Origin of the sequence: Cytobacillus pseudoceanisediminis (genome assembly GCF_023516215.1) — a bacterium.
Taxonomy (GTDB): domain Bacteria; phylum Bacillota; class Bacilli; order Bacillales; family Cytobacillaceae; genus Cytobacillus; species Cytobacillus pseudoceanisediminis.
The window spans coordinates 1,538,631-1,562,613 of the sequence record NZ_CP097349.1 but is presented as its reverse complement, the minus strand read 5'-3'; the positions used below and the strand labels follow the sequence as shown (position 1 = coordinate 1,562,613).

The window sequence follows — 23,983 nt, the reverse complement described above, 5'->3', positions numbered from 1 at the left end:
TCGCCAATAATCATACTGTGATTTAAATCACATTTAAGTTAGTATAACTTCTATATAATGAAATTAAAAAAATGTAATTCAGTCAGGTGAGAATCGTGAATGATTTTAAGACACTTTTTGAAGAAATAGGCGGAACTGAAACCATTGAGAAGCTAGTGGAGGCGTTTTATCCCCGGGTTTATGCAGATCCTGTATTAAGTCCCCTTTTTGAAGGTGATATAGAGGAAATTAAGAGAAAGCAAAAAATGTTTCTTACGCAATTTCTTGGAGGACCGCCACTTTACAGCCAGGAGTTTGGACCGCCGGCCATGAAACAAAGGCATCTGCCATTTGATATTACACCTTTAAGAGCACAAAGATGGCTTGCCTGCATGAAAGATGCTTTCAAGGAAACGGAGCTGGATCAAAACCCTTCATCCGCTCTATTCTATGATCGGCTTTTGCAGGTGGCGGCCATTATGGTAAATAGTCCAGAATGAGAAAAGACCTTCCATCCGGAAGGTCTACTATCAGTTGGGTTAGAAATTATTATTTTGTTAGGTAAGCTCCAGCACTTTTCCAGTTACAGAGATTCAAAATATTCTTTTGCATGTTCTACCGACTGGAACATTTTAACTTCTGTCACCTCTTTTTCATCATATGCTACTCCGAGAAATCCATCCGCAAGCTGCAGGATATCAGCAGATGATGTGTTTTCATCTTCGACGGTAACTGTTTCTTCCATTTCAAGCTGCCCTTTTTCCGCCCAAGATTGAACTTCGGCCGAGTAAGTATCAATATTCATTCCCTCATCAATGCGGTCATCCAATTCAGCAACTGAGAGAGGCTTTTCTTCACCTTCTGTATTCACAGCTTCATTATATTCCTGGCTATTAGTTGAATCATTCTTTGCTCCTTCCTTATTTTCTTCCTCTGCACTGCATGCTGTCATCAGTATGCAGGCGGTAAAAACAAGCATCCATTTTCGCATAAGAGTTCATCTCCTTTTTTAATTCTTCTAAGCTAGTAATCTATTACCCCAATTTTTGGTCTGCATTCATCATAAAAAAAATAAAGCACCCGCAAAAAGGTGCTTCAGCTACTTATTTCTGAGCTTTTCTCTATCAAGTGATTGAGGCGGCTTTTCCAGCCAGCCGTTGTCAATCATAATTTTTGCTCCTTCATCTGCAAAATTTCCGACTTTGATCATCATTTTAGCATATTGAATAGCCAGGTCTTTTCGAATGCTTGCCCCGATGGCTATTCCAAAGTCCATTACGCCGACCGCAGTTATGCTGGCGATCAGAAACATCATTAATCTATCCGAAAAAGGTGAGATGGTTGAGTCTGTAATAGACCCATCCCATGTGCTTGGATATGCCACATCGTCATTTTTTAAGACATTGAGAAAATATTCCGCATGCTCCAGGCTCATATCATAGCCTCTTTTGAAATAATCGCTTATGACTTTTTGTTTAGCTACCTGGCTGAATGCCAAAAGCATAGTTTTAGCAATATTGGATAACTCGATATTCGTACCCAAATGGGCGATTTCGATGGCCAGCAGCTGCCTCTTTTTGCCTGCAATTCCGCCAAGGAAACGATGGTTTGATACATATTCTACTTTTTTAGGATAATCTATATATGGTGATCGAATGAATATTCCCTTTTCCTCCATGGCCTCAGCGGCCATATCAAAAAGTTTCTCTGTTTGCTCATAGTATTTTTTAAACATGCTGCGAATGTCTTTTCTTGCAGAAACTGATTTAGCAAGTGAATAGGCATTCAATCCGGTTCTTCCTAAATGATGCATGAATCTAATATAGGTTACGTCTGAAAATAACCTGGGTGTGTCATTGTGCAGGTCTTTTTCATTGAATCCATCAGGTATGGGAAAATCTTCTTTTTGAAAGAGTGAGGAAATGTCGTCTATGTGATCCTTGGCGATGGATAGCGCATATTTCAAAACCGGCAAGACATCCGGATCTTCATTTGTTTTTATATAGTGTTTTATGCAGCAGACTGCTGCTGTATCAGCTACATAGGTGTTCCAGAGCATGGCCATTTCAGAAGATATTAATTTAGGGGTACTCCCGCCTTTCATATTCTCACCAGCCGTTTTAGTAAAATTATATTTATATACTATCAGCTTTATATTAGCCTTTATTCGACATTTTCATTCTAATATGTGGTAATTCATTTCCATTATTGTTTTTCAGTGTGCGCATAAAAAAGAACCGGCCAGAAAATGGCTGGTTCCTCCAATTAATTTAACTCAAGTTCTCCTGCTTTTTTGAATCCATCTATATGGTAGGCATCCACTTTTTTAGGGGAAATGCTATATATGTGGTCGCCGATATAGATAAGCCTTTCAATTGTATCTTCCCATTCTTCATAAATTGCATTTTCTGTCTGATGGGTTATTTGTCTTTGAAGCTCGATTCCATTTTGGGCAGTAATTTTGTATATTAACGCACCCTGGTAGTCGAAATTTGATTCAAACTGGCTTCCTTCTTTATTTTGATAGATTGAAATCGGAAATCCATATAGATTTTTCTTTTTATGGATAAACAGAGCTTTGTGATCGTGATTTAAAGGTGAATATGTTCCGCGTCCTCCTATTATTTCTGTATCTTTTTCAACTGGCTTATTGGTATTGCTTACATCGAATAAAGATATTTTTACACCGTCTGTTGTAATAACAGGCTGGCTGCCTGCTCCTTTGCCTCCTGTTATCTTCGTATCATGTCCGAAGCCAATGAGGTGGTTTTCGTCTAATGGGTGCAGGTAATTGCTGAAGCCGGGAATTTTTAACTCACCCAGAACAGAAGGTTTTTCCGGATTTGATCCATCAATGACAAAGAGCGGGTCCGTTTCCTTAAAAGTAACCATATAAATACGGTCATTCATAAACCTTGCAGAATAAATCCGTTCTCCTCTAGCCAGGTTTTCCAGCTGTCCAATCTTTTTTAAATTCTTATCCAGAATATAAAGGCTGTTGGAAGAAGGGGTTCTTTCGTCCCAGGCCTCTCCTTTGGTTGTTACCACTCTGAAGTTTTCATTATATTCATCCATTGAAAACTGGTTTAAAACGGTGCCTTTTATTTCAGTTGATGTCTGGAACTCTACTTTTCCGTCTTTTATATTGAATTTATAGATGCTCGTATCCGGATGGGGCATCTGTCTGTCTCCGATTGTTTCATTATTGTAATTGGCTGCTGATAAATATAGATTATTATGGGACATATAGAATTCATTTCCGCTGCCTAAGTAGCTTGTGACTGATAGTGGCTCTTTGTCGGCTCTTAAATTCAATACAGCTACATTAATATAATTTGCGTTTTGGGAACCTGGAAAATATTTTATCTCATTATAATCGACGATCTGCTGCTCCCTGCTCTCGGCAGTATCAAAATAACGGGGACGCATATCTGCATTTTTATTTCTTTCCAAAATCCAATATTCGGGAAAATGACTTGTAATCAAATATACCTTTCCATCCATTAGCCTGGAAGCAAGCAAACTGCCTTCGATATCTGCTTCTCTGATTTGTGCTGGATTTTGTTTATTATCGATATTGAAAACAATCGTTTTTGTGGAATGAAATGCAGGTGCAATCTTTTTTTCTGAAGCAGGTTTTCCTATGTGAACAGGAGCATCTTTATAGCTGTGGCCCATAACAATTAATTGATTGCCTTCTATAAATAGCTGATAGGGAGAGAATTCCTGATTAAATGATAATTCAGATTCCATCTTCATTTTGTCAGCCGGGATGGCCTTAATAATCTGGACTTTATTATCAGTAATTTTGTATATATGCGTACCATCCGTTTTTATCAGATCAGCTTCATCTATACCGGCTACTTGAACATTTGTTGCGGAAAAGTCTGCACCTGCAGAATCTGCTGAGCTCTTTTCACTGCTGCTCTCCTCGCTCACTGCCATATCCCTTCCAGCAAGGAATGTCCTTTCTTCATTGAGCATTTTTGAAAAGTAATCGTTCAATTTATTTCTTGAGCCGATTGCCGGCAGAGTATCTATAACTTTGAAAGCAGTTTTTACTGATTGATTCAGGTTTTGTCCGCCCTTTGTTTTGATATCTTTAGTAAGGACCAATGTATAGTTTGGAGAATTTAGATTATATCCTTCATCAGGCGGTTGAATTTCGATGGATTTATTATTATTTTCCAGTGAGACTTTAACCTGCTCTTTTCCGCCCTCCTCATTCAAAATATAAACGGAGCTGTTGTTCACACTATCTGGATTAAGTTCTTTTGAAAACGTAACTTCCCACACCTTATTCTTTAAAACTGTCACTTCTTCATTATTTTCTGCCAGGTTACTGACAATTTTTAACCTGTTAAGAAACGAGAAGTACGCCAATAAAATAATGATCAGTGTGATTCCGCCCAGAAAAATCCATTTCTTCTTCATGAAAGACACCCCTTTTTAAGTAAGTTGACGGGTTGAATCTTCCAATAGTTACAAATTAATTTTTATAAAATTTCTGAAATTAATGAATTTTCCTGGCGGTAAAGGTAAAATTTAATTTATTACAGTGCAGGAAGAAGGTTTTCTCAAATGCTGGATGGGACAAACAAAAAGTATGGTTTTTTAATGCTGATTTTAGCGAACATGATTTGGGGAGGGAATTTTGTTATAGGGAGAATTGGTGTCGATTATTTTCCGCCGCTGCTCTTTTCCCTAATGCGATGGATCATTGCATTCTTGCTTTTAACTCCTTTTATGGTCAAGAAGCTAAAAAGAGATTGGAACATAATTTGGGAGCATAAGCGGATACTTTTGCTATTGGCGGTGACAGGTGTTGCCGGTTACAACACAATCATTTATTTTGCGCTGCAATACACCACATCAATTAATGCATCTGTGGTAAATAGTACTACACCGCTTTTTATCGCCATTCTAGCCATATTTATTTTAAGAGAAAAACTTCTAGCCCACCAGGCAGCAGGAATTCTCCTGTCAGTCTTTGGAATTTTATATATTATTTCAAAGGGATCGATTGAAATGTTTCTTTCATGGAAAATAAATGCCGGAGATCTATACGTATTGGCAGCAGTCATTATGTGGGCATCGTATTCGGTAATTGGCAAAAAATATTCAAACGTTTTGCCTGTGCTAACTTCTTTTTATGCATCAACATATATCGGCATTTTACTATTGGTGCCTTTAAGCCTTATTGAATATCTAGTGATGGAAAAAACCCCTGTCTTCACCTTAACTTCCGCAGGAATCTTGCTGTATGTTGGTTTTCTGGCTTCAATTATGGCTTTTCTATCCTGGAATTTTGGAGTTTCCTTAATAGGAGCAGCCAAAGCAGGGGTTTTCCTGAATCTTCTCCCTATTTTCGCTATCATTTTCGCATTGTGTTTTACGGAGGAAAAATTGTATTTGTATCAGATAATCGGCGGAGGCATTGTCACCTTGGGGGTAGTTATATCTTCTAAAAAAACTTTGCGATTTAAGAACCATGTTCAAGAAAATAAGTCTTCAGCATAAAAAATCCCCTCAGTTCCTGACTGCGGGGATTTTCCATATATATTACCAATCCTGGGTTCGTTCTAATAAATGATCAATTTCTACATGTCTGATCATATAGCCAAGATCTTCTTCGGCAATTTCCGATGTGGCTTCCAATAGCTGATCAATATCCATTTGCACCAATCTCATAACCAGACCTCCTGATTTAATTAATGAATGAATGAATCTATAATCTCTTTCTGCTATACTATTCGCTTTGTATTAGACAGGTATGGGGGCAGCTGAGAAATTTATCAGTATTAATTACCCAGATTTCTTAGGACCTAAACATTCATACAAAGAACAAGATTGAATGGCTGTTCACTATTCGTCACACCTCAGCCGGAAAATTAATAATATATAATGAGTTTTAAAAATCTTATCAGGGAATAGAGTCATAAAATACATTGCAATTTGAAGGTGTCTATTATGAAAACTAACTTTAATGATTTTGCAAAGCTTTTGGAATCCGCTCTTGATAAAGGACAAACAGATAATGAAGTGACCATTCATGAATTGCTTGATGATATAAAAAATCAGCTTGAACCTTTAATCAACAAAAAGGAAATCGGCTAATGCGCCGATTTCCTTTTATTTTCTTATAACCATTTGTGTGCTTTTTGAGCCATCTAAGCTGAGATATGCGATTCATTTGAAACGGAAAAACGCTTGCTGCAGAAAACATGCGTTTTTATTTGCAGTTAGATCATTTGACCAGCTGTTCTGTGTATGGCTATGACTGCATCTTCAAGCTGCTTTTTAGTAACATCATAGTGAGTGACAAAACGCACATAAGAAGGTCCGAAAGTTCCTGAAAGCACTCCCCCAGCTTTTAACTTTTCAACAAATTCCGATGAGTTCATTTTAAGGTTTTTTACATCAGCCACAATGATATTTGTATCTACTTGATTTACGATTTCAATCCCTTTGATTTGTCCAAGCTGCTGTGCAAGATATTGAGCATTTTCGTGATCCTCGGCTAAACGCTCTCTCATATTCGTTAATGCAACAATTCCCGGGGCTGCTATGATCCCAGCCTGGCGGAGTCCCCCTCCCAATCTTTTGCGCCATTTTCTTGCTGCAGCAATAAATTCTCTGCTGCCTGCAAGAATGGAACCAACAGGTGCTCCGAGCCCCTTAGAGAGGCATACTTGCACAGTGTCGCAATGATTGGCCATTTCAGAAGCCGGCAGGTTTAAGGCTGCGGCTGCATTAAACAGTCTTGCCCCATCAATATGTACGGGAATATTATTCGTTTTGGCAATTCTGTATATTTCTTCCATATTATCAATAGGTATTACGGCACCGCCAGCTCTGTTATGGGTATTTTCCAGACAAATCAATCCTGTTTCCGGATAATGCTGATCTTCTCCCCTAATGGCATACTCCACTTCTGAAGGATTCATTGCACCTCTTATCCCACTTAGCGTCCTTGTCTGGACTCCGGCAAAGGCCGATGAAGCGCCGCTTTCATAATAAAAAATATGGCTTTCTGCTTCAAGAATAATTTCATTGCCCGGACGGCAATGTGTTAAGATGGCAATCTGGTTTCCCTGTGTGCCGCTCGTTACAAACAGAGCTGCCTCCTTACCAAGCACCTCAGCAGCTGTCTCTTCCAATTTATTTATTGATGGATCCTCTCCGTATACGTCATCCCCAACTTCAGCTTCATAAGCAGCTTTCCTCATTTCTTCAGTTGGCTTTGTAACCGTATCACTTCTTAAATCAGTCATTTCCTCACCCTGTCCTTCTCTATTATTAGTCCATGTTACTGTACTATTCAGTATTTTTCAACAAAGAGAGAATTCATTTAATTAATTCTTGTATGGAGAATTTTATTTGGTGGTTTTTTGCTTGAATATGGATGTAACATAAGATAATTAGGGTGTCGCATTAAAGTTCAAAATTTGTTCAAAAGTTGTTTTGATGACCAAAACCCTGTAATAATGCTATTTGAACAAAAATATAAGCTGTCCAAATAGCTTACATTTATTTCCTTCCCACTTTTGTCACAACTTTTCACATTTGCTTATGTTAATATCATTTACACAGTGATAACTAAGTTAAATAAAGGTTTTTAAGGATGCTTATGTTTACCAGCTATATATTTTTTTGGCATCTTTGTGAAAACCCGCACATTATTTGTGAATTATTTAACAATAGTTTTTGTCAAAAGGAGATGAAACATCAGATGAAGAAAATGCTGCTCTCTTTAACAGCCCTATTGCCCTTAATGGTTTTAAGCGGCTGCAATATGGTTGTATTTGAACCTCAGGGCCCCGTTGCAAGAAGCATTACCGAATTAATTAACTGGTCCCTTATCTGGATGCTTCTTGTCGTTGCAGTCGTGTTTGGATTATTCGGCTACATTGTCTGGAAATACCGTGAACGACCTGAGAATAAAGATTATGAACCCCCTGAGGAGCATGGAAGTACACTACTTGAAATTATTTGGACCGGGATTCCGATTTTAATTGTCATCGCCCTAACAATCCCGACAGTAAAAACACTTTATGCGCTGGAAGAAACACCTAAGGGCTATGAAGAAAAAGAACCTATTACAATACATGTAACATCTGCTGACTGGAAATGGATCTTCAGCTATCCTGAAGAAGGCATTGAAACAGTGAACTATGTCAATATTCCTGAAGATACGCCGGTTCTCTTTAAAATGACATCTGCCAGCACTATGCAATCTTTCTGGGTGCCTGCACTTGGCGGACAGAAATATACGATGCCCAAAATGGAAACTGAAATGTATCTTGTCGCTGATAACCCTGGATCATATGAAGGACAGAACACGAACTTTAACGGCCGCGGCTATGCGGATATGAAGTTTGAGGTTCTTGCTCAAACACAGGAAGATTTTGACCAATGGGTTGACGACGTTAAAGAAACAGCACCTAAACTGACTGAGAAAGAGTATGAAGGGCTGCTGAAGCCTACGCATTTAGGAAGACTGACATATTCCAATACTCATTTAGAATGGGTTAACCATGCTGATCCAAATTCGAAGGCTTATACAAATCCTGAGCTCTACAGAGGCCATGGATATCAAGGTAAAACATTCGAAGAAGATGACAATTATAAAAATGAGAATCCAAACGTAATTGAAGGTCATGGTGAAGAAGAGAGCCATGATAGTCAAGAAAACCATGGAGGTGGCCATCATGGGCATTAAATGGGATGAGTTTTTTATTACTGGGGACCCCCTTATACTAGGTTCACAGATTGCTATTTTATTAACGATGATTGGTGCAGTCGCTGCCATCACGTATTTAAAAAAGTGGAAATACCTATGGACCGAATGGCTGACTACAGTTGATCATAAAAAAATCGGTATCATGTATATCATCTCCGCAGTATTGATGTTTTTCCGCGGCGGGATGGACGGCTTGCTGATGAAAGCTCAGACAGCACGCCCTGAAATGGAATTTCTGAATTCACAGCACTATAATGAAATTTTTACAACACACGGCGTTATTATGATTCTTTTCATGGCAATGCCATTCTTGATTGGATTAATGAACGTTGTCATTCCGCTTCAAATTGGTGCGCGTGACGTTGCCTTTCCGCAGCTGAATGCACTTAGCTTCTGGCTGTTCTTCAGCGGAGCTATGCTATTTAATATTTCTTTTGTTATCGGGGGATCGCCTGATGCAGGCTGGACATCTTACTTCCCTCTTGCAGGCAAGGAATTCAGCCCTGGAATCGGCAATAATTTTTACGCAGTCGCGCTGCAAATTGCTGGTATCGGGACACTGATGACAGGTATAAACTTTATCGTCACGATTTTGAAAATGAGAACAAAAGGCATGACACTAATGAAAATGCCGATGTTCACTTGGACTACCTTTGTAACATCCATTCTGATTGTGGCAGCTTTCCCTATTTTCACAGTTGCATTGGCATTGATGACATTCGACCGTCTGTATGGAACACACTTCTTTACAGTATCAGGCGGAGGAATGGATATGCTTTGGGCTAACCTGTTCTGGCTTTGGGGACATCCTGAAGTTTACATTGTTGCCCTTCCTGCATTCGGGATTTTCTCAGAAGTTATTGCCACTTTCTCAAGAAAATCATTGTTTGGATATAAATCAATGGTATTTTCCATCCTTGGAATTGCCCTTTTAAGTATGGTTGTCTGGGTCCACCATTTCTATACAATGGGATCAGGCCCTGCTGTAAACTCTTTCTTCTCCATCACGACGATGGCGATAGCCATACCGACTGGAGTCAAGATGTTTAACTGGCTGTTTACGATGCGTAAAGGCCGCATAAAAATTACTTCCGCCATGCTTTGGGCACTTGCATTCGTCCCATGCTTCGTCATAGGCGGGGTTACTGGCGTAATGCTTGCAATGGGTGCAGCGGATTATCAGTATCACAATACATTATTCCTGGTTGCCCACTTCCACTATGTATTAATTCCAGGTGTCGTATTTGCGGTATTTGCAGGTCTTTACTACTGGTGGCCAAAAATGTTCGGCTTCATGCTGAATGAAAAAATCGGTAAATGGCATTTCTGGCTATTTGTTATCGGCTTTAACGTAACATTCATGCCTATGTTCTTCCTTGGATTAAACGGAGCTGTAAGACGTGCATACACATACTCTGCCGAGTCTGGATTTGCACCACTCTTTATGCTTTCGGCAATTGGTTCCATCATTCTGGCAGCCGGATTCGCGGTGTTCTGCTACAACATTTACTGGAGCATCCGCTATGCCGACAGAAACATTTCAAGCGACCCATGGGACGCAAGAACATTGGAATGGTCTACTGCGTCACCTGTTCAATTCTATAACTTTGCAAAACTGCCGGAAGTTAAATCCCTTGATCCTTTCTGGCACATGAAAAAAAGAATGAAGGCTTAACGTTATATGACAGTGAAATCGAAGAGATTCATATGCCAAGCAATTCCTGGCTTCCGATTTATATGGGTGTCATCTTTGGCATCGCAGGCTTCCTCCTTGTATTTGAATGGCACATCGCTGCAGCTGTAGCTGCCATCGGCATTTTTGCTGGATTGATCATTCGTTCATTCGATTACAATGAAGGCTTCCATGTTACAAAAGATGAAATCCACAGAATTGAAAATGCGTGGAGAAAAACAGAAGGAGAGGTGCACGATCATGTCAGCTAAAGTGGATACTTCTTTGCCCCTTGAATATCAAACTGAACAGGACCGGATGAATATTCTTGGCTTCTGGGTTTTCCTTGGCGCTGAAATCGTTCTATTTGCCACTCTGTTCGGAGTATATGGAGTTTTATATGAACGCTTTGCTGGAGGGCCAACACATAAAGACATTTTTGTGATCAAGGATGTCATGATTCAGACAGTCCTCCTTTTGACAAGCAGCTTTACAATGGGCATCGCCATTTTTGAAATGCGCCGCCATAACCTGAAAGGGCTAATCACCTGGCTGGTGATTACCCTTGCACTTGGCGCAGGATTCCTATTCATGGAGATTAATGAGTTTATCCATTATGCCCATGAAGGTGCAACGATGCAGACAAGTGCGTTCCTATCCAGCTTATTTGTCCTGCTGGGTACACACGGAGCCCATGTTACATTGGGAATTGGCTGGGCAACTATGGTCATTATCCAGCTTTTAAAAAGAGGCCTTACCCCTACTACAGCAAGAAAAACGTTTATTATCGGCCTTTACTGGCACTTCCTTGATGTGGTCTGGATCTTTATTTTCACATTCGTGTATTTGAAAGGACTGGTGGCTTAAATGGAACATCATCAATCAAAAAGCTTCCCTATAAGCCATGTCATTGGATTTGTTGTTTCCCTTGTGCTGACATTTGCAGCAGCAGGTATTGCCCTAAAAACGAACCTCTCTTTTAAAGTGATCATGTGGATCATCGGCTCGCTGGCTGTCATTCAGGCAGGCATGCAGCTGTTCATGTTCATGCACTTAAGAGAAGGAGAAGACGGCAAAACGAACTTAGTTAATATGATTTATGCCGTATTTATGGTTATTGTAATTGTAGTAGGTTCTATTTGGGTTCTCACTTCTGGGCACGCGGCTCATTAATTCAAGAAAAGCGGAATCGCCTTGTCCATCCCATGAGCCAGATAATAAAACCGGTCTCCCTTTTGGAGGCCGGTTTTATTTGTATTGTCTGATTCCCTTGCTGCCCTTTGTCATTTCTTCCATCACATTAATAAAAAATCCGAATCCAAAAATTAGCATGGATGATACCATAATGCTTAAACCGATTGATAAAACATACTCACCCGTGAGACCGCTTACAAAAAAGCTTGAAATAAAGACAATTAACCCTAAAAGAATACCGGCCGCAGTAACATTTCTAAAAAAATGCAGCACCTTTTGCTGTTTTAAAGTCATATTTTCATCCCCTTTTATTTAATATTCTAACTATGTTCACAAATTTGTCAAACTTTTGTCACAAAATTGTCAAATTTATTTATGCAAAAAAAGCTTTGCAAAGGTGCAAAGCAATTTTCTACTGATATAGCTTTTTAATGTTCTCCAAATCTTTCTTTAAATTGCCTATTTCCTGCCTGGTCAGCATTAATGGCATTTGATCGTAAAGTGTAATAATCTGTCCTCCCTCATCCTCTTCATGAAGGGATAAATAGTTATACAAATTTTCACATTGATTTTTGTTAAGGACAGACTGGGTGCTGAAATTTTTAACCTTCTGGATCTCAAAGGCACTGGTTTCTGCATCATATACACCTGTAATAATATTGCCCTGCAATGTGTTTGACAAACAATCACTCCCCTTTTTGAGTAATATACCCATTTTTCAGGAGCAGTTTCCTAAAATAAGAAAAAACCTCTTTGGAAATTTCCAAAGAGGCTGATTATATTAGGAAGCGCGTTTTTGTGATTGAATAACTTCATCCGTTTTTCTTATGATCAATCTTGGAGCTGAAGATATAATTAATACTGCTAAAATCGAGCAGAGAATAGCTGCTCCGAGCATGGTTGCACCGTTTGCCAGGAAGGAAAAGAGAACCGGTGACATCCCTTCCGGCGCATAGCTCCCAAAGAAAAGGACACCTGCTATGAAATGCCAGAAATACCGGGCAAGGCTTCCGGCAAACACAGCTAAAACAACCCAGCCCAATGCCTTTTTCTTGTTTCCGCTGCGCAGCTGATTTTGAATTGGTCGGAAAAACAAACCGGCAAAACCGATACAGGCAAATGCCACAAAGTACTCAATAAATGCCTGAAGCGGAGTCGCAATCCAGGCATCACCCATGGCAATCTGCAATATTCCCCATAATAGACCGGCAATGAAGCTGACTTTAAAGCCCCATCTGAATGCCAAAATGAATATGGGAATCATCGCAGCAGAAATCGAAATGGAAGGCGACAGCTTAATAGATGGAAGGAAATCCAAAATAATAGCAAATGCTGCAAAAAATGAAGCTTCAATCATCGCCGTCAGGCTTAATTTTTTCATAAAAAAATCCCCCTATAATCGTATGACGATACCCCAAGGGAGAACAAGCAGGCAGAAAAACCCCTTCCGCCTTTTATTCCACATTCCTGCGCTAGCATTATCTAACAGGTTCAAAGGGTCAGAACAGCGAACTATTCACTCTCAGCAGAATGCTCCCCTTGTGGCACGTTATTGTATTATCCAATTTTAGTATAAATGAAATAAATGAAAGTGAAAAGGATTATTTTCCCTCTCCAAATATAGCCTGTTTATCCCACTTTCCGATACGGTAATACATAAAGGCGATGACACTGCTTATAGCAAAGCTTATCCCCATGCCTGCAGCAATTCCTTTATCACCCATAAACTTTGAAAATAGGAATGTTAAAGGATAGCGCAGGATCCAGAATGAAATGATATTCAGTATGAGCACTTGAAACATCGCACCGGAAGCTCTTACCACACCATTCAATATAAAATTAATGCCCAGGAGCGGATAAAAAAAGGCAATGATCTTTAAATAGTCAGTGCCATACTGAACTGATTCTTTATCCTGTATAAACAGGCGCACCCCGTGTTCTGCAAATAGGACCGTACCAAAAGCGATGATAAACATGATTCCAAGATTGTAAATGACTCCGTACAAGGCGATTTGATGAACCCGTTCCCATTGATTTCTCCCTATATTTTGACCGGCCATACTGTTGACTGCAGTCCCCAATGCCATCGCAGGAAGCATAATGATGCTGTCAATACGCTGAGCTGCACCAAATCCCGCAACCACGTCATCGCCAAAAGAGGTGACGACAGACATAATAGCCATAACACCAGCCGATATAACGGTCATTTGAAGTCCAGAAGGGATGCCGAGCTTGAAAATTAATGCCGCTTCCTCTTTATGCGGCCAAGAAGGAATAGTGAACGGCGCCAGCTTTTTGCGGAGTATGAATATCATTCCGATCATAAATGCGAACCCCTGTGAAAGGATCGTAGCACAAGCTGCCCCATCAATACCAAGCTGGAATACAGATATAAAAAGAGGGTCCAGGATTGCATTTAATACGACTGCTATCAGGACAAAGTACAGTGGACTCTTGCTGTCTCCGAGCGCCCTGAGTACGGTTCCTATAAAATTGTATCCAAATAAAAACAGAATACCAATGAAGTTAATCTGCAAATAGGATGCTGCACCTTCAGCCATTCCTGCAGGTGTGCCCATTATGGCCAAAATTCTTTCTGCAAACAGGAATCCGGCTATTCCAAGAGCAACTGACATAATTGTCTGAATGACGGTAAAGGCATTCAAATATTGTTTCAGCCCCTCTTCATGATCCCCACCCTTTTGCTGGGATAAAATCGTTAACGCCGCATTGTTTATTCCAATGATAAAAGAAAGAACTGTAAAGATTACAGTGCCGGACACCGCCACAGCTCCCAATGCGTCGGCCCCAAGCAGATTCCCAACCCACAGACTATCAATAAATTGATAGGAAACCTGCAGAAAATTAGTGAGCATGATTGGAGTTGAGAACACCAAGAGCTGTTTGAATATATTTCCTTTTGTAAAATCCTGCTGTGCCATCTTTACACCTTTTTCCCATATTTTTTTCACAGTTTCTATTATTCACTATTTCATATCCAGTTTCCAATTTTATAGTTTTGATTGTTATTATGTTTTATAATTTTATTTGCTTCATCTCTGTCACATTTTTATCATAAAATGATGCACCTGGAATGCTGTTATAGCACAATTCCTCTAAGGAGATATTATTTTTCCATAATTTACAACGTTTAAAAAGTGTAAAACCCTGTAATTAACAATTCTTTTTCCTTATAATGTAGGTATGTTTAATGAGGAGGGAAATAGTTGAAATCACGTCTTAAGAAGCCTTCGACGATTGTTTCTATTGCATTGGTGATCACGGTGATTTTGGCGGCGGTTATTTGGACCGTACAAGCAGGAAAAAAGGATGTGACAGTCCCGTTTTCTTCTGTGGAAAAAATTATTGCCTCCCAGGATGGGAAGACTGTTGCAGTACAGGAATATAAAAATGGGAAACTGCTGATCACAGCCCCTGATGGCGAGTACATCTCCCATGTGCCCCCCAACAGTGAGATGGTTGATAAATTAGTAGAAACCTATAATATACAATATACGTTCGCAAACACAGGACCTTATACCCCTTGGATTCTGGGCGGTGTAGTCCTTTTGTTTATAGCCATTGGCATTTACCTGTTTAAGTCAGGAAAAGGCGGAATGGGCGCTACAAATACTATGAAGCAAAGTGTATCTAAGCCAAAGGCCCTTCCTTCCATTTCACTTGAGGATGTTGGCGGAATTCAGGAAGAAATGAAAGAGGAAATCATGCAGACTCTTTCAATTTTAAAAGAACCTGAGCGCTCCCTGAAGATGGGGATTAAGCCGCCAAAGGGAATTCTGTTATACGGGCCTCCTGGAACGGGGAAAACGTTGCTGGCTCAGGCAATCGCTAAAGAGCTTGGAGCTACTTTTTCTCAACCAGCGGTTCCGGTTTTAATGAATTGTTCGTTGGTGTGGGAGCATCCCGTGTAAGAAATCTTTTCCAAAATGCAAGAAAGCATGCCCCTGCTGTTGTCTTCATTGACGAAGTAGATGCACTGGCAGGCAGAAGAAAGCAGCATGGCGGGGAAGAAAGTGAAAAAACATTAACTGAGCTGCTAGTTCAGCTTGACGGCGGATATTCCAATGATGGAATACTATTTATTGCAGCGACAAACAGGAAGGATATGCTCGATGAAGCCTTCCTCCGTCCTGGGCGTATTGACTTCTCCTTCAATGTCCCTCTTCCGGATACAAAGGGCCGAAGAGAGATTATCAATATTCACACGAAAAATAGATTACTTGCTGAGGATGTCATGACAACACTTGGCGATCTGGCAGAAAGCACTTCTGGATTCTCGGGAGCAGATCTTCATTCCCTTTTTGAAACGGCAAGCCGCAGAGCTGTCCGTAACGGCCAGGAAATTATCTCTAAGGATGATTTGGATTATGCGCTGGATCGGACCATTTTGGGAACTACCACCCGTGCATTGCAGGATCCCGGCACGAAGCAGCGGGTGGCCATACACGAAGCTGGCCATGCTTTAGTGGCTGCTTTAACAAAACCAGGATCCGTCCGAAAAGCAACCATCATTCCCCGAGGTGAAGCTCTTGGTTACGTGGCCCCCATTCAAAAAGAACTTCACTTATCGACAACAAGTGAATTGCTTGATCAAGTTGCCATGATTCTCGCTGGCGGTGTATCAGAACGAATGATTCTTGGCGAGCATAGCATTGGAGTAAGCGGTGACGTAAAACAAGCCAAGCATATCATTGAGCAAATGGTTGATACCGGGTTACTGGATAACGGCTTTGAGCTTACTTTTAACAAAGGTCAAAAAGAAGCAAAAATGCAGGATCTTTTCCAGAAAGCACTGGAAAGATGCGAATTGATCATCGCAAATCATCAGCCTCAATTTGAAACGCTGGTAGAGGCCCTTCTTGAAAAAGAAACTCTTGAAGGCAGTGAAGTCCAGAAGATTGTTGGAGAATTGAAGACTGAAATGGTACTGGCATGATGAGAAACCGGCCCACTATGGGCCGGTTTTTTATAATGGAACTGCGGGTCATTTGTAAATAATCAAATTAACCCATAATAATGTTATGTAAACAAATGGTTCTTTCATATAACCAGAATAAATAAATGTTCCCATATAAAGGATTCTTCCTTTCTTTTGTTTAATTACTAATATTACCTACATAATGGAGGAATGGTTCTTTTGTATGATTTTACAGCTGACTTGATTTTTCACTTTCTGATTATGATCATGATCCCTTTTATCCATAAAATCTCTTCTTATCGGGGGATTACTGGAAGACTTCTGCCCCGCTTTTATCTGTTCTTTTTTTAGCACTTTTCCTCACTATGACTTTTCCTGTGGAAATTGCAGGCGGTCAGTTTTTTGACTTGAAATTTATTCCTGTTTTTGTCGCCTATTTTTACATTAAGCCCCGTGCAGGCTTCCTGACTATTTTTGCATTGATTTCTTTTAAGGGCTTTTTTCACCAGGAGATATTTGGATTGCGCTTGTAAATTACACAATAATTTCTGTGCTTTTTTTCTATGCGTCAAAAATCTATAAAAAATGTACATTTAGGCAAAAACTCAGTATAGCAGTTTTATTTTATCTTCCCATTACGATAACCAGGTATGTTATTTTCCTCCAAAAGGATATAAACGAAGACGCTGTATACTTACTATTGTTTTCAGCAGTTTCCATTATGACGCTTTCTATAATCATCTATTTGATTGAAATGAATCTGGTTCAGGAAAATATGATGGAAAAACTGAGAAATGCCGAAAAAATCAATGCAATCAGTCAGCTGGCTGCGTCAGTCGCCCATGAAATTAGGAATCCAATGACTACTGTAAGAGGTTTTCTGCAAATGCTTAAAAATGAAAAAAACCTGACTGCAGATCAAAAGACATTTATTAAAGTTTCTTTGGAAGAGCTGGACAGAACCAATCATATTATTAGTGATTTCCTCTTACTTGCACGCCCGGAAACTTCTGTTACCAGTAAAGTTTCACTTTCCGGATTATTATTGGAGGTGGCTGATTTTATGCGGCCATATGGACTGATGACAAAGGTTGAAATAAGGACAAGTATTTTTGAAGGCATTTTTATCATGGGTAATCCGAATGAAATAAAGCAATTATTTATAAACTTAATGAAAAATAGTATAGAAGCCATGCCTGATGGCGGTATTCTAGAGGTTTCAGCATTCAAAAGAAATACTACAGCAGATATACAAATTAAAGATGAAGGTGTCGGAATGTCGAAAGAAAAGCTTCAAATGCTCGGTCAGCCCTATTACTCAACGAAAACAAAAGGAACCGGCTTAGGATTAATGATATCTTTTGACATCATCAATCGTTTGAAAGGAAAATATTTAATAGAGAGCACACAGAATAAAGGAACCAGCTTTACTATTTCGCTGCCTCTATATTACTCGCCTGAAGAGATACGGCAGCCTTCTTTCCAGAACATGTCTGGAGGTCAGCGTATGAATGAGAGTTAACTCCATATTCATTGAATGGGAATCTTTCCGAAAATAAATGATCGCCAGCACAGGGTAGCTTAATCGTGATGGATCAAATACATTAACTTTAAAAAAGCCTCCAAAATCTGAAGGCTTTTTCATTTATCCCCTGCCGGATGCACGGCCTCTTATAAAGTTTACAACAAAGATGATCGCTGCTATTACCAGCAGTATATGAATGATGCCTCCTGCTACTTTAAATATTAATCCGAGTATCCATAATACAAGCAAAATACCTGCTATAGTCCAAAGCATGCAATTCACCCCTTCCTGTTAATTTAATATTTACATACCCCTAACAACCGGGACAAAATCATGAGTAAATGAAAAAAACATTGCCGCACTTTTTACAGTTCTGACAATGTTATGTTTTGCAGTGGATGGATATTTTTATTCAGAGAGTATTGCATTTTCCAATTCTTTTGCAGCAGCCCCGATTGGCAATTTCTTTTAATGAGGATGCTTCACCTTTTTCAAATCCTTAAGCTCGTGATAAAACGTTTTCCATGCCTGCTCCCTTTTCTCAAAAGAAATAAATGCACCATCTTTGCCATTTCAACAGCAAAATCCATTAACATCTCAGGCATCTTTTTTCTCGGTCATTCTAACCCTTATCATTGTTACAATGATGTATCTCTTTTAAAAAGGTGCCGGACACCCATGCCACACAAGTTCAGTAAGATCATACAAAACCTTCCTGTATTCAGGGAAGTTTTGCTGCATCCTTTTTGCATCACTGCATATACTATATTCACGGTCGCCCACCTCTTCTAACATCGCTTCGTTGCGGGACTAACCAGACCGGAATGTGGGCGGCCACCTTTTAGGATTTAAGCCGTATTTCACCATTGCACCGTTTTATTACACACCATGAACAAAGCTGCAAACCACACCAGGCTTGCAGCTTTTATTTATAGTAAATTATAAAATGGAACTGTGTGAATCACTCTGTGGAAAGATTGCATCTACCTCCAGCGCCTAGCCCCTCGGGTCATAAGCCAAATCACTCCAGAAATCAGGACAAGGAACGCTTCGTCATCGGATACATCGCCCGACCAAAGCTGCTTTGGAAGGTTTCCTGCGTGATTCGTCATATGCCTGTCGGACTTGCACAGGATGTGCCGGCTTCAACGTTCGCCACAGGACGTGGCGGTTTTTAGTTGACGTTTACCCTGATCAAGGAGCTTCCGCTTTAGTTCAAGGACCTTCGTCAATAAGTTCATAGCCTGGAATCAGTTCTGAGAGCGGCACTATTTCTGCTTTCTCTTTATAAACAGGTATATACTCTTTAAGCACATTAACCATCTTTGTACCTGTGATGCCGACATGGCCAATTGCGATAATGCGTTCATTTTTCACCAGTTTTTCTGCAAGTCTGTCAGCCTGTTTTGTAATATGGGCAGTAGTGTATATGTCATCGAAGAAAATATTGTTTTCTACATATGGTACACCGATTTCTTTTGCCAGTTTGCCGACGACGCTTTTGCCGGTTGTTTTGCTGTCAAGATAAAATAATCCGTGTTCTTTGCATACTTTAAGGACAATTCTCATGACCCGCTCATTCTCAGTGGCTCTTGAACCCATATGGTGATTCATCCCGACCGCATGCGGCACTTCTTTGATGGCACTCTCTACCCTGCTGCGGATTTCTTCATCAGTTAAATCTGTTGTGATTGCCCCCGGACCAAGCCAGCTCCTCTTTCCTCTTTTCGGCTCCATTGGCATATGAACGATCACTTCATGTCCATTTTCACTTGCCAGTTCTGCATCTTCTTTTGTCGTTGGCATGAAAGGCATGATGGCAACTGTTAAGGTCACCGGAAGCTCCATCATTTCTGCTGTTCCCTTCATGTTGTTTCCCAGATCGTCAATGACAATCGCCAATTCAGGTTTTAGCGGGGCAGCACTTATGGAATTCCCTATACTTGCGAATGAAAAAATCAATAAAAATATACTGATGAATATTTTCATTTTCCATCCTCCTTTGAGCTAGCATTCCCTGATTCTTTAAAACAGTTCCAATGCAAAAACTGCCAGGAATTGATCCTGGCAGCACTTTATTTTTTATGCATTTTAAATTCAAGGAAAAGCTCGTTATAATAAGCAAGCATTCTTTTTCCCAGGTTCTCATAAACCTCCAGCCGAGCTGTCATTTCTTCATCCGGATAGAATCGTTCATCTGAAATTGTTTCTTCGTCCATATATTTCAGCGCTTCTTTATTCGGCGTTGAATATCCAACGTATTCTGTATTTTGTGCCGCATTTTCCGGGTCAAGGATGAAATTCATAAACTGGTGGGCTGCTTCCGGGTTTTTGGCAGTCTTAGGGATGACCATATTATCAAACCAAAGATTGGAGCCTTCTTCCGGAAGTACATATTCCAGATTATCCTTCTCCCACATGAGTTCCTGAGCCGTGCCGGACCAGACCACCCCAATGCCGGCTTCATCATTTTCCATCAGCATTCTGATTTCATCACCGACAATGGCTTTAATGTTAGGAGTAAGACTATCGAGCTTTTGTTTAGCTTCGACCAAATGGTCTCTATTTTTGTCATTCAGCGAATAATGGAGACTGTTGAGACCCATGCCCATTACTTCCCTTGCCCCATCTATCAGCAGGATCTGGTTCTTTAATTCAGGGTCCCATAAATCATTCCAGCTTGTGATTTTTTTATCTCCTAAAATATCGGTGTTATAAAGAATTCCGACAGTACCCCAGAAATAGGGAATTGAATATTCATTCCCGGGATCAAAAGGCAGGTCCATAAAACGCTGATCGATATATTTCAGGTTCGGAATTTTTGAATGATCAACCGGCAAAAGCAGGTCTTCCTCTTTCATTTTTTCAATCGCATATTCAGATGGAACAGCAATATCATAAGCTGTGCCGCCCTGTTCAATTTTCGTCATCATCGCTTCATTGGAATCGAATGTCTCATAGATGACTTTTATGCCTGTTTCCTGTTCGAATTTGTCCACCAAGTCTGCATCTATATAGTCGCCCCAATTAAAAATGGTCAAAGTATTTCCGCTTGTGTAGCCCTGGGAGGAATTCAGCCCTGAAGCGATGTACAATAAGGCAAATGAAACAATTAATACCGCGGCGAGTGCCTGAACAAGCTTCTTCATTGCCTTACCCCCATTCCATTCGGCTTATCATTTCGTTTCGTAATAAAGTAATAGCCTATTACCAGAATGATTGTAAATAGGAAAAGCAAAGCAGATAAAGCATTAATATTTAAAGAAACTCCCCGTCTTGCCAGTGAATAAATCTCAACAGACAAAGTGGTAAAGCCGTTGCCTGTAACAAAGAAAGTTACCGCAAAATCATCCAGGGAATACGTCAGGGCCATAAAAAAGCCAGCGAAAATTCCAGGAGTAATATAAGGGAGAATGACTTTGGTCAGCACATCGAATCTGCTTGCCCCAAGATCCATGGCTGCATAAATCATGGACGTGCTCATTTCTTCTATTTTAGGCAAAACCATCAGCACAACAATCGGTACACTAAAGGCTATGTGAGCAAGCAAAACAGATACAAATCCAAGCTTAAGTCCGATCATTGTAAACAGAATCAAAAACGAGGCGCCTATAATGACATCCGGACTGACAATCAGCACATTATTCAGTGACAGGAGCGTATTTTTCACTCTGCGTTTTCTAGCATAGGCAATGGCTAGTCCTCCAGCCACTCCAATAATGGTCGAAATCGCTGCAGATAAAAGGGCAATAATAATGGTGTTAAGGACAATGATGAGTAATCGGGCATCAGCAAACAGCTCCCGATACCAATCCAGGGTGAAACCTTCGAATTGATACATGGTCCCTCCGCTGTTGAATGAATAAAATATCAAGTAAAAGATCGGGGCGTACAGGATGATAAAGATAAGTGCCAAATAAATCGCCGGCCATTTCCTGTTCTTTTTCATTATAGGATCCCCCGCTTTCTTCTGCCTGTCAGCACCATAATGAACACCATTGCGATAATCAGAAATACGGCAATGGTCGAGCCCATTCCCCAGTCCTGTGTCACAAGGAAATGCTGTTCAATGGCTGTTCCAAGAGTGATGACACGGTTTCCTGCAATCAGCCTTGTCAGCATGAATAATGACAGTGCAGGGATAAAGACGATCTGGCATCCCGATTTCACGCCATCAAGTGTCAAAGGAAAAATTACGCGTTTAAATGTTACCCAGGAAGACCCGCCTAAATCATTGCTGGCATCAAGAAGGGTTGGATTCAGTTCATTCAGAGAATTAAATATCGGCAAAATCATGAAAGGAAGAAAGATGTATACTGACACAAAGATAAAGCTGAAATCAGTGAACAGAATTTGCCTGCCCCCTATTCCCATTGCATCCAAAAAGCTATTCGCTGCACCATATGTTCCAAAGATACCCAGGAATGCATAGGCTTTTAAAAGCAAATTAATCCACGATGGCAGTATAATTAATAAGAGCCACAGCTGCTTATGTTTCGTCTTAGTAAGCAAATAAGCTGTCGGATAAGCGATCAGCAATGAAAATAACGTTATTAAAAAGGCATACCAAAAGGAGCTTAAAGTCATTTTTAAATAAACGGGTGTAAAGAACTTTCTATAATTCTCCAAAGTGAAGTGCCCTTCAATATCAAAAAACGAATAATACAGAACAAGAAGCAATGGCGCTACTACAAAGAGAGCAATCCAAAGGACATAAGGAATTAAATAAAAGTTGCGGGAATTAGTTCTCATGGCTTTCCTCTTCATAAGCTTCAAGACGCTTATCAAATTCCTCTTCTGTTTCCCCGTGCCTCATGACGTGTATTGCTTCGGGATCGAAATGAAGGCCAATTTGATCCCCGACTGTCGCCTTTTTCGTTGAATGGACCAGCCACTCATTGCCATCGCTGTCATAGCAGCTGATTTCATAATGGACTCCCCTAAAGAGCTGGGAGTCAACTTGTACCTTCAGTTTCCCATCTTCCGGTGCGGTAATAGCCAGGTCTTCAGGGCGGATGACGATCTCAACATCTTCGTTTGGCTCAAAGCCCCCATCAACACACTCAAATAATTTGCCGGCAAACTTCACCAGATAGTCTTGGATCATCGTTCCAGCAACGATATTTGATTCCCCAATAAAATCTGCTACGAAACGATTGATCGGCTCATCATAAATATCAGTAGGAGTTCCGCTTTGCTCGATGCTTCCGCTGTTAAGTACGAAAATTTCATCTGACATGGCTAATGCTTCTTCCTGGTCATGTGTGACGAAAATAAACGTAATGCCCAGATTTCTCTGCAGTTCCCTCAGCTCATATTGCATTTCGGTCCGCAGCTTTAAATCAAGTGCGGATAAAGGTTCATCAAGGAGAATAACCTCTGGTTCATTGACAATGGCACGCGCGATGGCAACACGCTGGCGCTGTCCACCTGACATTTCTTTGATTTCACGATTTTCGTAGCCTTCAAGGTTTACAAATCTTAGCGCTTCCTTTACTTTCCTCTCAATATCGGCATTCTTCATTTTTTTGATTTTTAAACCGAATGCAATATTTTCATACACATTCAAATGCGGAAATAGAGCGTAATCCTGAAAAACGGTGTTTACTTGCCTTTTGTTGGCTGGAACATTATTTATTATTCGCCCATTAAAATAAATGTCCCCTTCGGAAGGTTCAGTAAATCCGGCAATCAATCGCAATATGGTCGTTTTCCCGCAGCCCGATGGCCCTAAAAGGGTATAGAACTTCCCGCGCTCAATTTCAAAGCTGACATTTTTTAAAACTGGCGGATCATTATCATATCTTTTTGTAACGGAATTAAATCGAATAATGGTGTTATCTGTCATCTAACTCTCCCTATCTATAGAAATTTACAGCACTAATGTATTGTTAAGTTCAAACGTATAATATCATAAATTTCTCGGAATCT

At 40.2% G+C, this 23,983-nt stretch carries 23 protein-coding genes, 2 pseudogenes and 1 riboswitch; of the genes and pseudogenes, 10 read left to right on the top strand and 15 right to left on the bottom strand.

From position 1 onward, the window contains the following. Positions 1 to 92 precede the first annotated feature (92 nt). Positions 93 to 479 carry a globin domain-containing protein gene (locus M5V91_RS08320; RefSeq protein ID WP_251175649.1) on the top strand — a complete coding sequence of 129 codons (387 nt, stop codon included), beginning with the start codon at positions 93 to 95 and terminating at the stop codon, positions 477 to 479. Between the two features lie 83 nt (positions 480 to 562). Here M5V91_RS08320 and M5V91_RS08315 read toward each other — a convergent pair whose 3' ends face one another. From M5V91_RS08315 to M5V91_RS08305, 3 genes are all read right to left on the bottom strand, one after another. Next, positions 563 to 970: a hypothetical protein gene (locus tag M5V91_RS08315; RefSeq protein ID WP_019379826.1), complete on the bottom strand. Its 408-nt coding sequence runs from the start codon at positions 968 to 970 to the stop codon at positions 563 to 565. A gap of 108 nt (positions 971 to 1,078) precedes the next feature. Then, the gene (locus M5V91_RS08310; protein WP_009334525.1) at positions 1,079 to 2,083 is read right to left on the bottom strand and encodes a DUF3231 family protein; all 1,005 of its coding nucleotides are present in this window, start codon (positions 2,081 to 2,083) and stop codon (positions 1,079 to 1,081) included. A 161-nt stretch (positions 2,084 to 2,244) separates the two neighbouring features. Next, complete coding sequence (locus M5V91_RS08305; RefSeq protein WP_251175630.1) at positions 2,245 to 4,413, bottom strand: beta-propeller domain-containing protein; 2,169 nt, start codon at positions 4,411 to 4,413, stop codon at positions 2,245 to 2,247. 147 nt (positions 4,414 to 4,560) lie between these two features. Between M5V91_RS08305 and M5V91_RS08300 the strand changes: the two genes are divergently transcribed. Beyond that, positions 4,561 to 5,499, top strand: a complete 939-nt coding sequence (locus M5V91_RS08300; protein ID WP_217024862.1) for a DMT family transporter — start codon at positions 4,561 to 4,563, stop codon at positions 5,497 to 5,499. A gap of 42 nt (positions 5,500 to 5,541) precedes the next feature. On the opposite strand, the gene M5V91_RS08295 is transcribed toward M5V91_RS08300, so the two are convergent. Next, positions 5,542 to 5,670, bottom strand: a complete 129-nt coding sequence (locus M5V91_RS08295; RefSeq protein ID WP_019379822.1) for a hypothetical protein — start codon at positions 5,668 to 5,670, stop codon at positions 5,542 to 5,544. A gap of 279 nt (positions 5,671 to 5,949) precedes the next feature. On the opposite strand from M5V91_RS08295, the gene M5V91_RS08290 reads away from it, so the two are divergent. Beyond that, the gene (locus M5V91_RS08290) at positions 5,950 to 6,096 is read left to right on the top strand and encodes a YwzD family small protein (RefSeq protein WP_019379821.1); all 147 of its coding nucleotides are present in this window, start codon (positions 5,950 to 5,952) and stop codon (positions 6,094 to 6,096) included. Positions 6,097 to 6,221: 125 nt separating this feature from the next. Here the strand turns inward: M5V91_RS08290 and ltaE are convergent, their stop codons facing one another. After that, positions 6,222 to 7,253, bottom strand: a complete 1,032-nt coding sequence (ltaE, locus tag M5V91_RS08285) for a low-specificity L-threonine aldolase (protein WP_251175629.1) — start codon at positions 7,251 to 7,253, stop codon at positions 6,222 to 6,224. Positions 7,254 to 7,711: 458 nt separating this feature from the next. Between ltaE and qoxA the strand changes: the two genes are divergently transcribed. The 4 genes and pseudogenes from qoxA (at position 7,712) to qoxD (ending at position 11,567) form a co-directional block, all read left to right on the top strand. Beyond that, positions 7,712 to 8,701 (top strand): cytochrome aa3 quinol oxidase subunit II, encoded by a 990-nt coding sequence (qoxA, locus tag M5V91_RS08280; RefSeq protein ID WP_009334520.1) that lies wholly within the window; start codon positions 7,712 to 7,714, stop codon positions 8,699 to 8,701. Next, positions 8,691 to 10,666, top strand: a pseudogene (gene qoxB, locus M5V91_RS08275) (cytochrome aa3 quinol oxidase subunit I). Before qoxA ends, qoxB begins: the two are co-directional and overlap by 11 nt. Then, positions 10,656 to 11,261 (top strand): cytochrome aa3 quinol oxidase subunit III, encoded by a 606-nt coding sequence (qoxC, locus tag M5V91_RS08270; RefSeq protein ID WP_009334518.1) that lies wholly within the window; start codon positions 10,656 to 10,658, stop codon positions 11,259 to 11,261. Before qoxB ends, qoxC begins: the two are co-directional and overlap by 11 nt. Beyond that, entirely contained in the window at positions 11,262 to 11,567 is a 306-nt protein-coding gene (gene qoxD, locus M5V91_RS08265; protein WP_019379818.1) for a cytochrome aa3 quinol oxidase subunit IV, read from the top strand. 75 nt (positions 11,568 to 11,642) lie between these two features. Here qoxD and M5V91_RS08260 read toward each other — a convergent pair whose 3' ends face one another. The 4 genes from M5V91_RS08260 to M5V91_RS08245 all read right to left on the bottom strand — a co-directional run bounded on the left by M5V91_RS08260 (position 11,643) and on the right by M5V91_RS08245 (position 14,530). Beyond that, on the bottom strand, positions 11,643 to 11,882 hold the full coding sequence (locus M5V91_RS08260; protein ID WP_009334516.1) for a hypothetical protein: 240 nt from the start codon (positions 11,880 to 11,882) through the stop codon (positions 11,643 to 11,645). Positions 11,883 to 12,000: 118 nt separating this feature from the next. Continuing rightward, positions 12,001 to 12,270: a hypothetical protein gene (locus tag M5V91_RS08255; RefSeq protein ID WP_009334515.1), complete on the bottom strand. Its 270-nt coding sequence runs from the start codon at positions 12,268 to 12,270 to the stop codon at positions 12,001 to 12,003. A 99-nt stretch (positions 12,271 to 12,369) separates the two neighbouring features. Beyond that, positions 12,370 to 12,969, bottom strand: coding sequence for an energy-coupled thiamine transporter ThiT (gene thiT / locus M5V91_RS08250; protein ID WP_019379816.1), 600 nt, complete (start codon positions 12,967 to 12,969; stop codon positions 12,370 to 12,372). Positions 12,970 to 13,035: 66 nt separating this feature from the next. Beyond that, a riboswitch (TPP riboswitch) is annotated at positions 13,036 to 13,138 on the bottom strand. A 51-nt stretch (positions 13,139 to 13,189) separates the two neighbouring features. Then, positions 13,190 to 14,530 (bottom strand): MATE family efflux transporter, encoded by a 1,341-nt coding sequence (locus tag M5V91_RS08245; protein WP_034297042.1) that lies wholly within the window; start codon positions 14,528 to 14,530, stop codon positions 13,190 to 13,192. A gap of 534 nt (positions 14,531 to 15,064) precedes the next feature. Here M5V91_RS08245 and M5V91_RS30370 point away from each other — a divergent pair. The 3 genes and pseudogenes from M5V91_RS30370 to M5V91_RS08235 form a co-directional block, all read left to right on the top strand. Next, a pseudogene (locus M5V91_RS30370) lies at positions 15,065 to 15,714 on the top strand (AAA family ATPase); the annotation flags it as partial. Further along, a complete protein-coding gene (locus M5V91_RS30365; protein WP_369425984.1) occupies positions 15,715 to 16,545 on the top strand; it encodes an ATP-dependent metallopeptidase FtsH/Yme1/Tma family protein in 831 nt (276 codons plus the stop codon). Positions 16,546 to 17,248: 703 nt separating this feature from the next. Continuing rightward, positions 17,249 to 18,049, top strand: a complete 801-nt coding sequence (locus tag M5V91_RS08235) for an ATP-binding protein (RefSeq protein WP_284521997.1) — start codon at positions 17,249 to 17,251, stop codon at positions 18,047 to 18,049. A 123-nt stretch (positions 18,050 to 18,172) separates the two neighbouring features. On the opposite strand, the gene M5V91_RS08230 is transcribed toward M5V91_RS08235, so the two are convergent. From M5V91_RS08230 to M5V91_RS08205, 6 genes are all read right to left on the bottom strand, one after another. Then, the gene (locus tag M5V91_RS08230) at positions 18,173 to 18,325 is read right to left on the bottom strand and encodes a lmo0937 family membrane protein (RefSeq protein ID WP_019379812.1); all 153 of its coding nucleotides are present in this window, start codon (positions 18,323 to 18,325) and stop codon (positions 18,173 to 18,175) included. Positions 18,326 to 19,267: 942 nt separating this feature from the next. Next, the gene (locus M5V91_RS08225) at positions 19,268 to 20,041 is read right to left on the bottom strand and encodes a divergent polysaccharide deacetylase family protein (RefSeq protein ID WP_009334509.1); all 774 of its coding nucleotides are present in this window, start codon (positions 20,039 to 20,041) and stop codon (positions 19,268 to 19,270) included. Between the two features lie 86 nt (positions 20,042 to 20,127). Beyond that, positions 20,128 to 21,201, bottom strand: a complete 1,074-nt coding sequence (locus M5V91_RS08220; RefSeq protein WP_009334508.1) for an ABC transporter substrate-binding protein — start codon at positions 21,199 to 21,201, stop codon at positions 20,128 to 20,130. Beyond that, positions 21,198 to 22,001 carry an ABC transporter permease gene (locus M5V91_RS08215; RefSeq protein ID WP_019379810.1) on the bottom strand — a complete coding sequence of 268 codons (804 nt, stop codon included), beginning with the start codon at positions 21,999 to 22,001 and terminating at the stop codon, positions 21,198 to 21,200. Before M5V91_RS08215 ends, M5V91_RS08220 begins: the two co-directional genes overlap by 4 nt. Next, positions 22,001 to 22,804, bottom strand: coding sequence for an ABC transporter permease (locus tag M5V91_RS08210; protein WP_009334506.1), 804 nt, complete (start codon positions 22,802 to 22,804; stop codon positions 22,001 to 22,003). The genes M5V91_RS08215 and M5V91_RS08210 overlap by 1 nt, the downstream gene beginning before the upstream one ends. Continuing rightward, positions 22,794 to 23,900: an ABC transporter ATP-binding protein gene (locus M5V91_RS08205; RefSeq protein ID WP_009334505.1), complete on the bottom strand. Its 1,107-nt coding sequence runs from the start codon at positions 23,898 to 23,900 to the stop codon at positions 22,794 to 22,796. Before M5V91_RS08205 ends, M5V91_RS08210 begins: the two co-directional genes overlap by 11 nt. Positions 23,901 to 23,983 lie beyond the last annotated feature (83 nt).

What these genes read in the sequence shown, in the direction of transcription:
- M5V91_RS08305 (WP_251175630.1), bottom strand. Translation starts at nt 4,413, where the DNA reads ATGAAGAAGAAATGGATTTTTCTGGGCGGAATCACACTGATCATTATT.
- M5V91_RS08260 (WP_009334516.1), bottom strand. Translation starts at nt 11,882, where the DNA reads ATGACTTTAAAACAGCAAAAGGTGCTGCATTTTTTTAGAAATGTTACT.
- M5V91_RS08210 (WP_009334506.1), bottom strand. Translation starts at nt 22,804, where the DNA reads ATGAGAACTAATTCCCGCAACTTTTATTTAATTCCTTATGTCCTTTGG.
- M5V91_RS08215 (WP_019379810.1), bottom strand. Translation starts at nt 22,001, where the DNA reads ATGAAAAAGAACAGGAAATGGCCGGCGATTTATTTGGCACTTATCTTT.
- qoxA (WP_009334520.1), top strand. Translation starts at nt 7,712, where the DNA reads ATGAAGAAAATGCTGCTCTCTTTAACAGCCCTATTGCCCTTAATGGTT.
- M5V91_RS08300 (WP_217024862.1), top strand. Translation starts at nt 4,561, where the DNA reads ATGCTGGATGGGACAAACAAAAAGTATGGTTTTTTAATGCTGATTTTA.
- M5V91_RS08230 (WP_019379812.1), bottom strand. Translation starts at nt 18,325, where the DNA reads ATGCTTTGGACTATAGCAGGTATTTTGCTTGTATTATGGATACTCGGA.
- M5V91_RS08235 (WP_284521997.1), top strand. Translation starts at nt 17,249, where the DNA reads ATGACGCTTTCTATAATCATCTATTTGATTGAAATGAATCTGGTTCAG.
- M5V91_RS08295 (WP_019379822.1), bottom strand. Translation starts at nt 5,670, where the DNA reads ATGAGATTGGTGCAAATGGATATTGATCAGCTATTGGAAGCCACATCG.
- M5V91_RS08225 (WP_009334509.1), bottom strand. Translation starts at nt 20,041, where the DNA reads ATGAAAATATTCATCAGTATATTTTTATTGATTTTTTCATTCGCAAGT.
- M5V91_RS30365 (WP_369425984.1), top strand. Translation starts at nt 15,715, where the DNA reads ATGCTCGATGAAGCCTTCCTCCGTCCTGGGCGTATTGACTTCTCCTTC.
- M5V91_RS08220 (WP_009334508.1), bottom strand. Translation starts at nt 21,201, where the DNA reads ATGAAGAAGCTTGTTCAGGCACTCGCCGCGGTATTAATTGTTTCATTT.
- qoxD (WP_019379818.1), top strand. Translation starts at nt 11,262, where the DNA reads ATGGAACATCATCAATCAAAAAGCTTCCCTATAAGCCATGTCATTGGA.
- thiT (WP_019379816.1), bottom strand. Translation starts at nt 12,969, where the DNA reads ATGAAAAAATTAAGCCTGACGGCGATGATTGAAGCTTCATTTTTTGCA.
- M5V91_RS08290 (WP_019379821.1), top strand. Translation starts at nt 5,950, where the DNA reads ATGAAAACTAACTTTAATGATTTTGCAAAGCTTTTGGAATCCGCTCTT.
- qoxC (WP_009334518.1), top strand. Translation starts at nt 10,656, where the DNA reads ATGTCAGCTAAAGTGGATACTTCTTTGCCCCTTGAATATCAAACTGAA.
- ltaE (WP_251175629.1), bottom strand. Translation starts at nt 7,253, where the DNA reads ATGACTGATTTAAGAAGTGATACGGTTACAAAGCCAACTGAAGAAATG.
- M5V91_RS08315 (WP_019379826.1), bottom strand. Translation starts at nt 970, where the DNA reads ATGCGAAAATGGATGCTTGTTTTTACCGCCTGCATACTGATGACAGCA.
- M5V91_RS08310 (WP_009334525.1), bottom strand. Translation starts at nt 2,083, where the DNA reads ATGAAAGGCGGGAGTACCCCTAAATTAATATCTTCTGAAATGGCCATG.
- M5V91_RS08205 (WP_009334505.1), bottom strand. Translation starts at nt 23,900, where the DNA reads ATGACAGATAACACCATTATTCGATTTAATTCCGTTACAAAAAGATAT.
- M5V91_RS08245 (WP_034297042.1), bottom strand. Translation starts at nt 14,530, where the DNA reads ATGGCACAGCAGGATTTTACAAAAGGAAATATATTCAAACAGCTCTTG.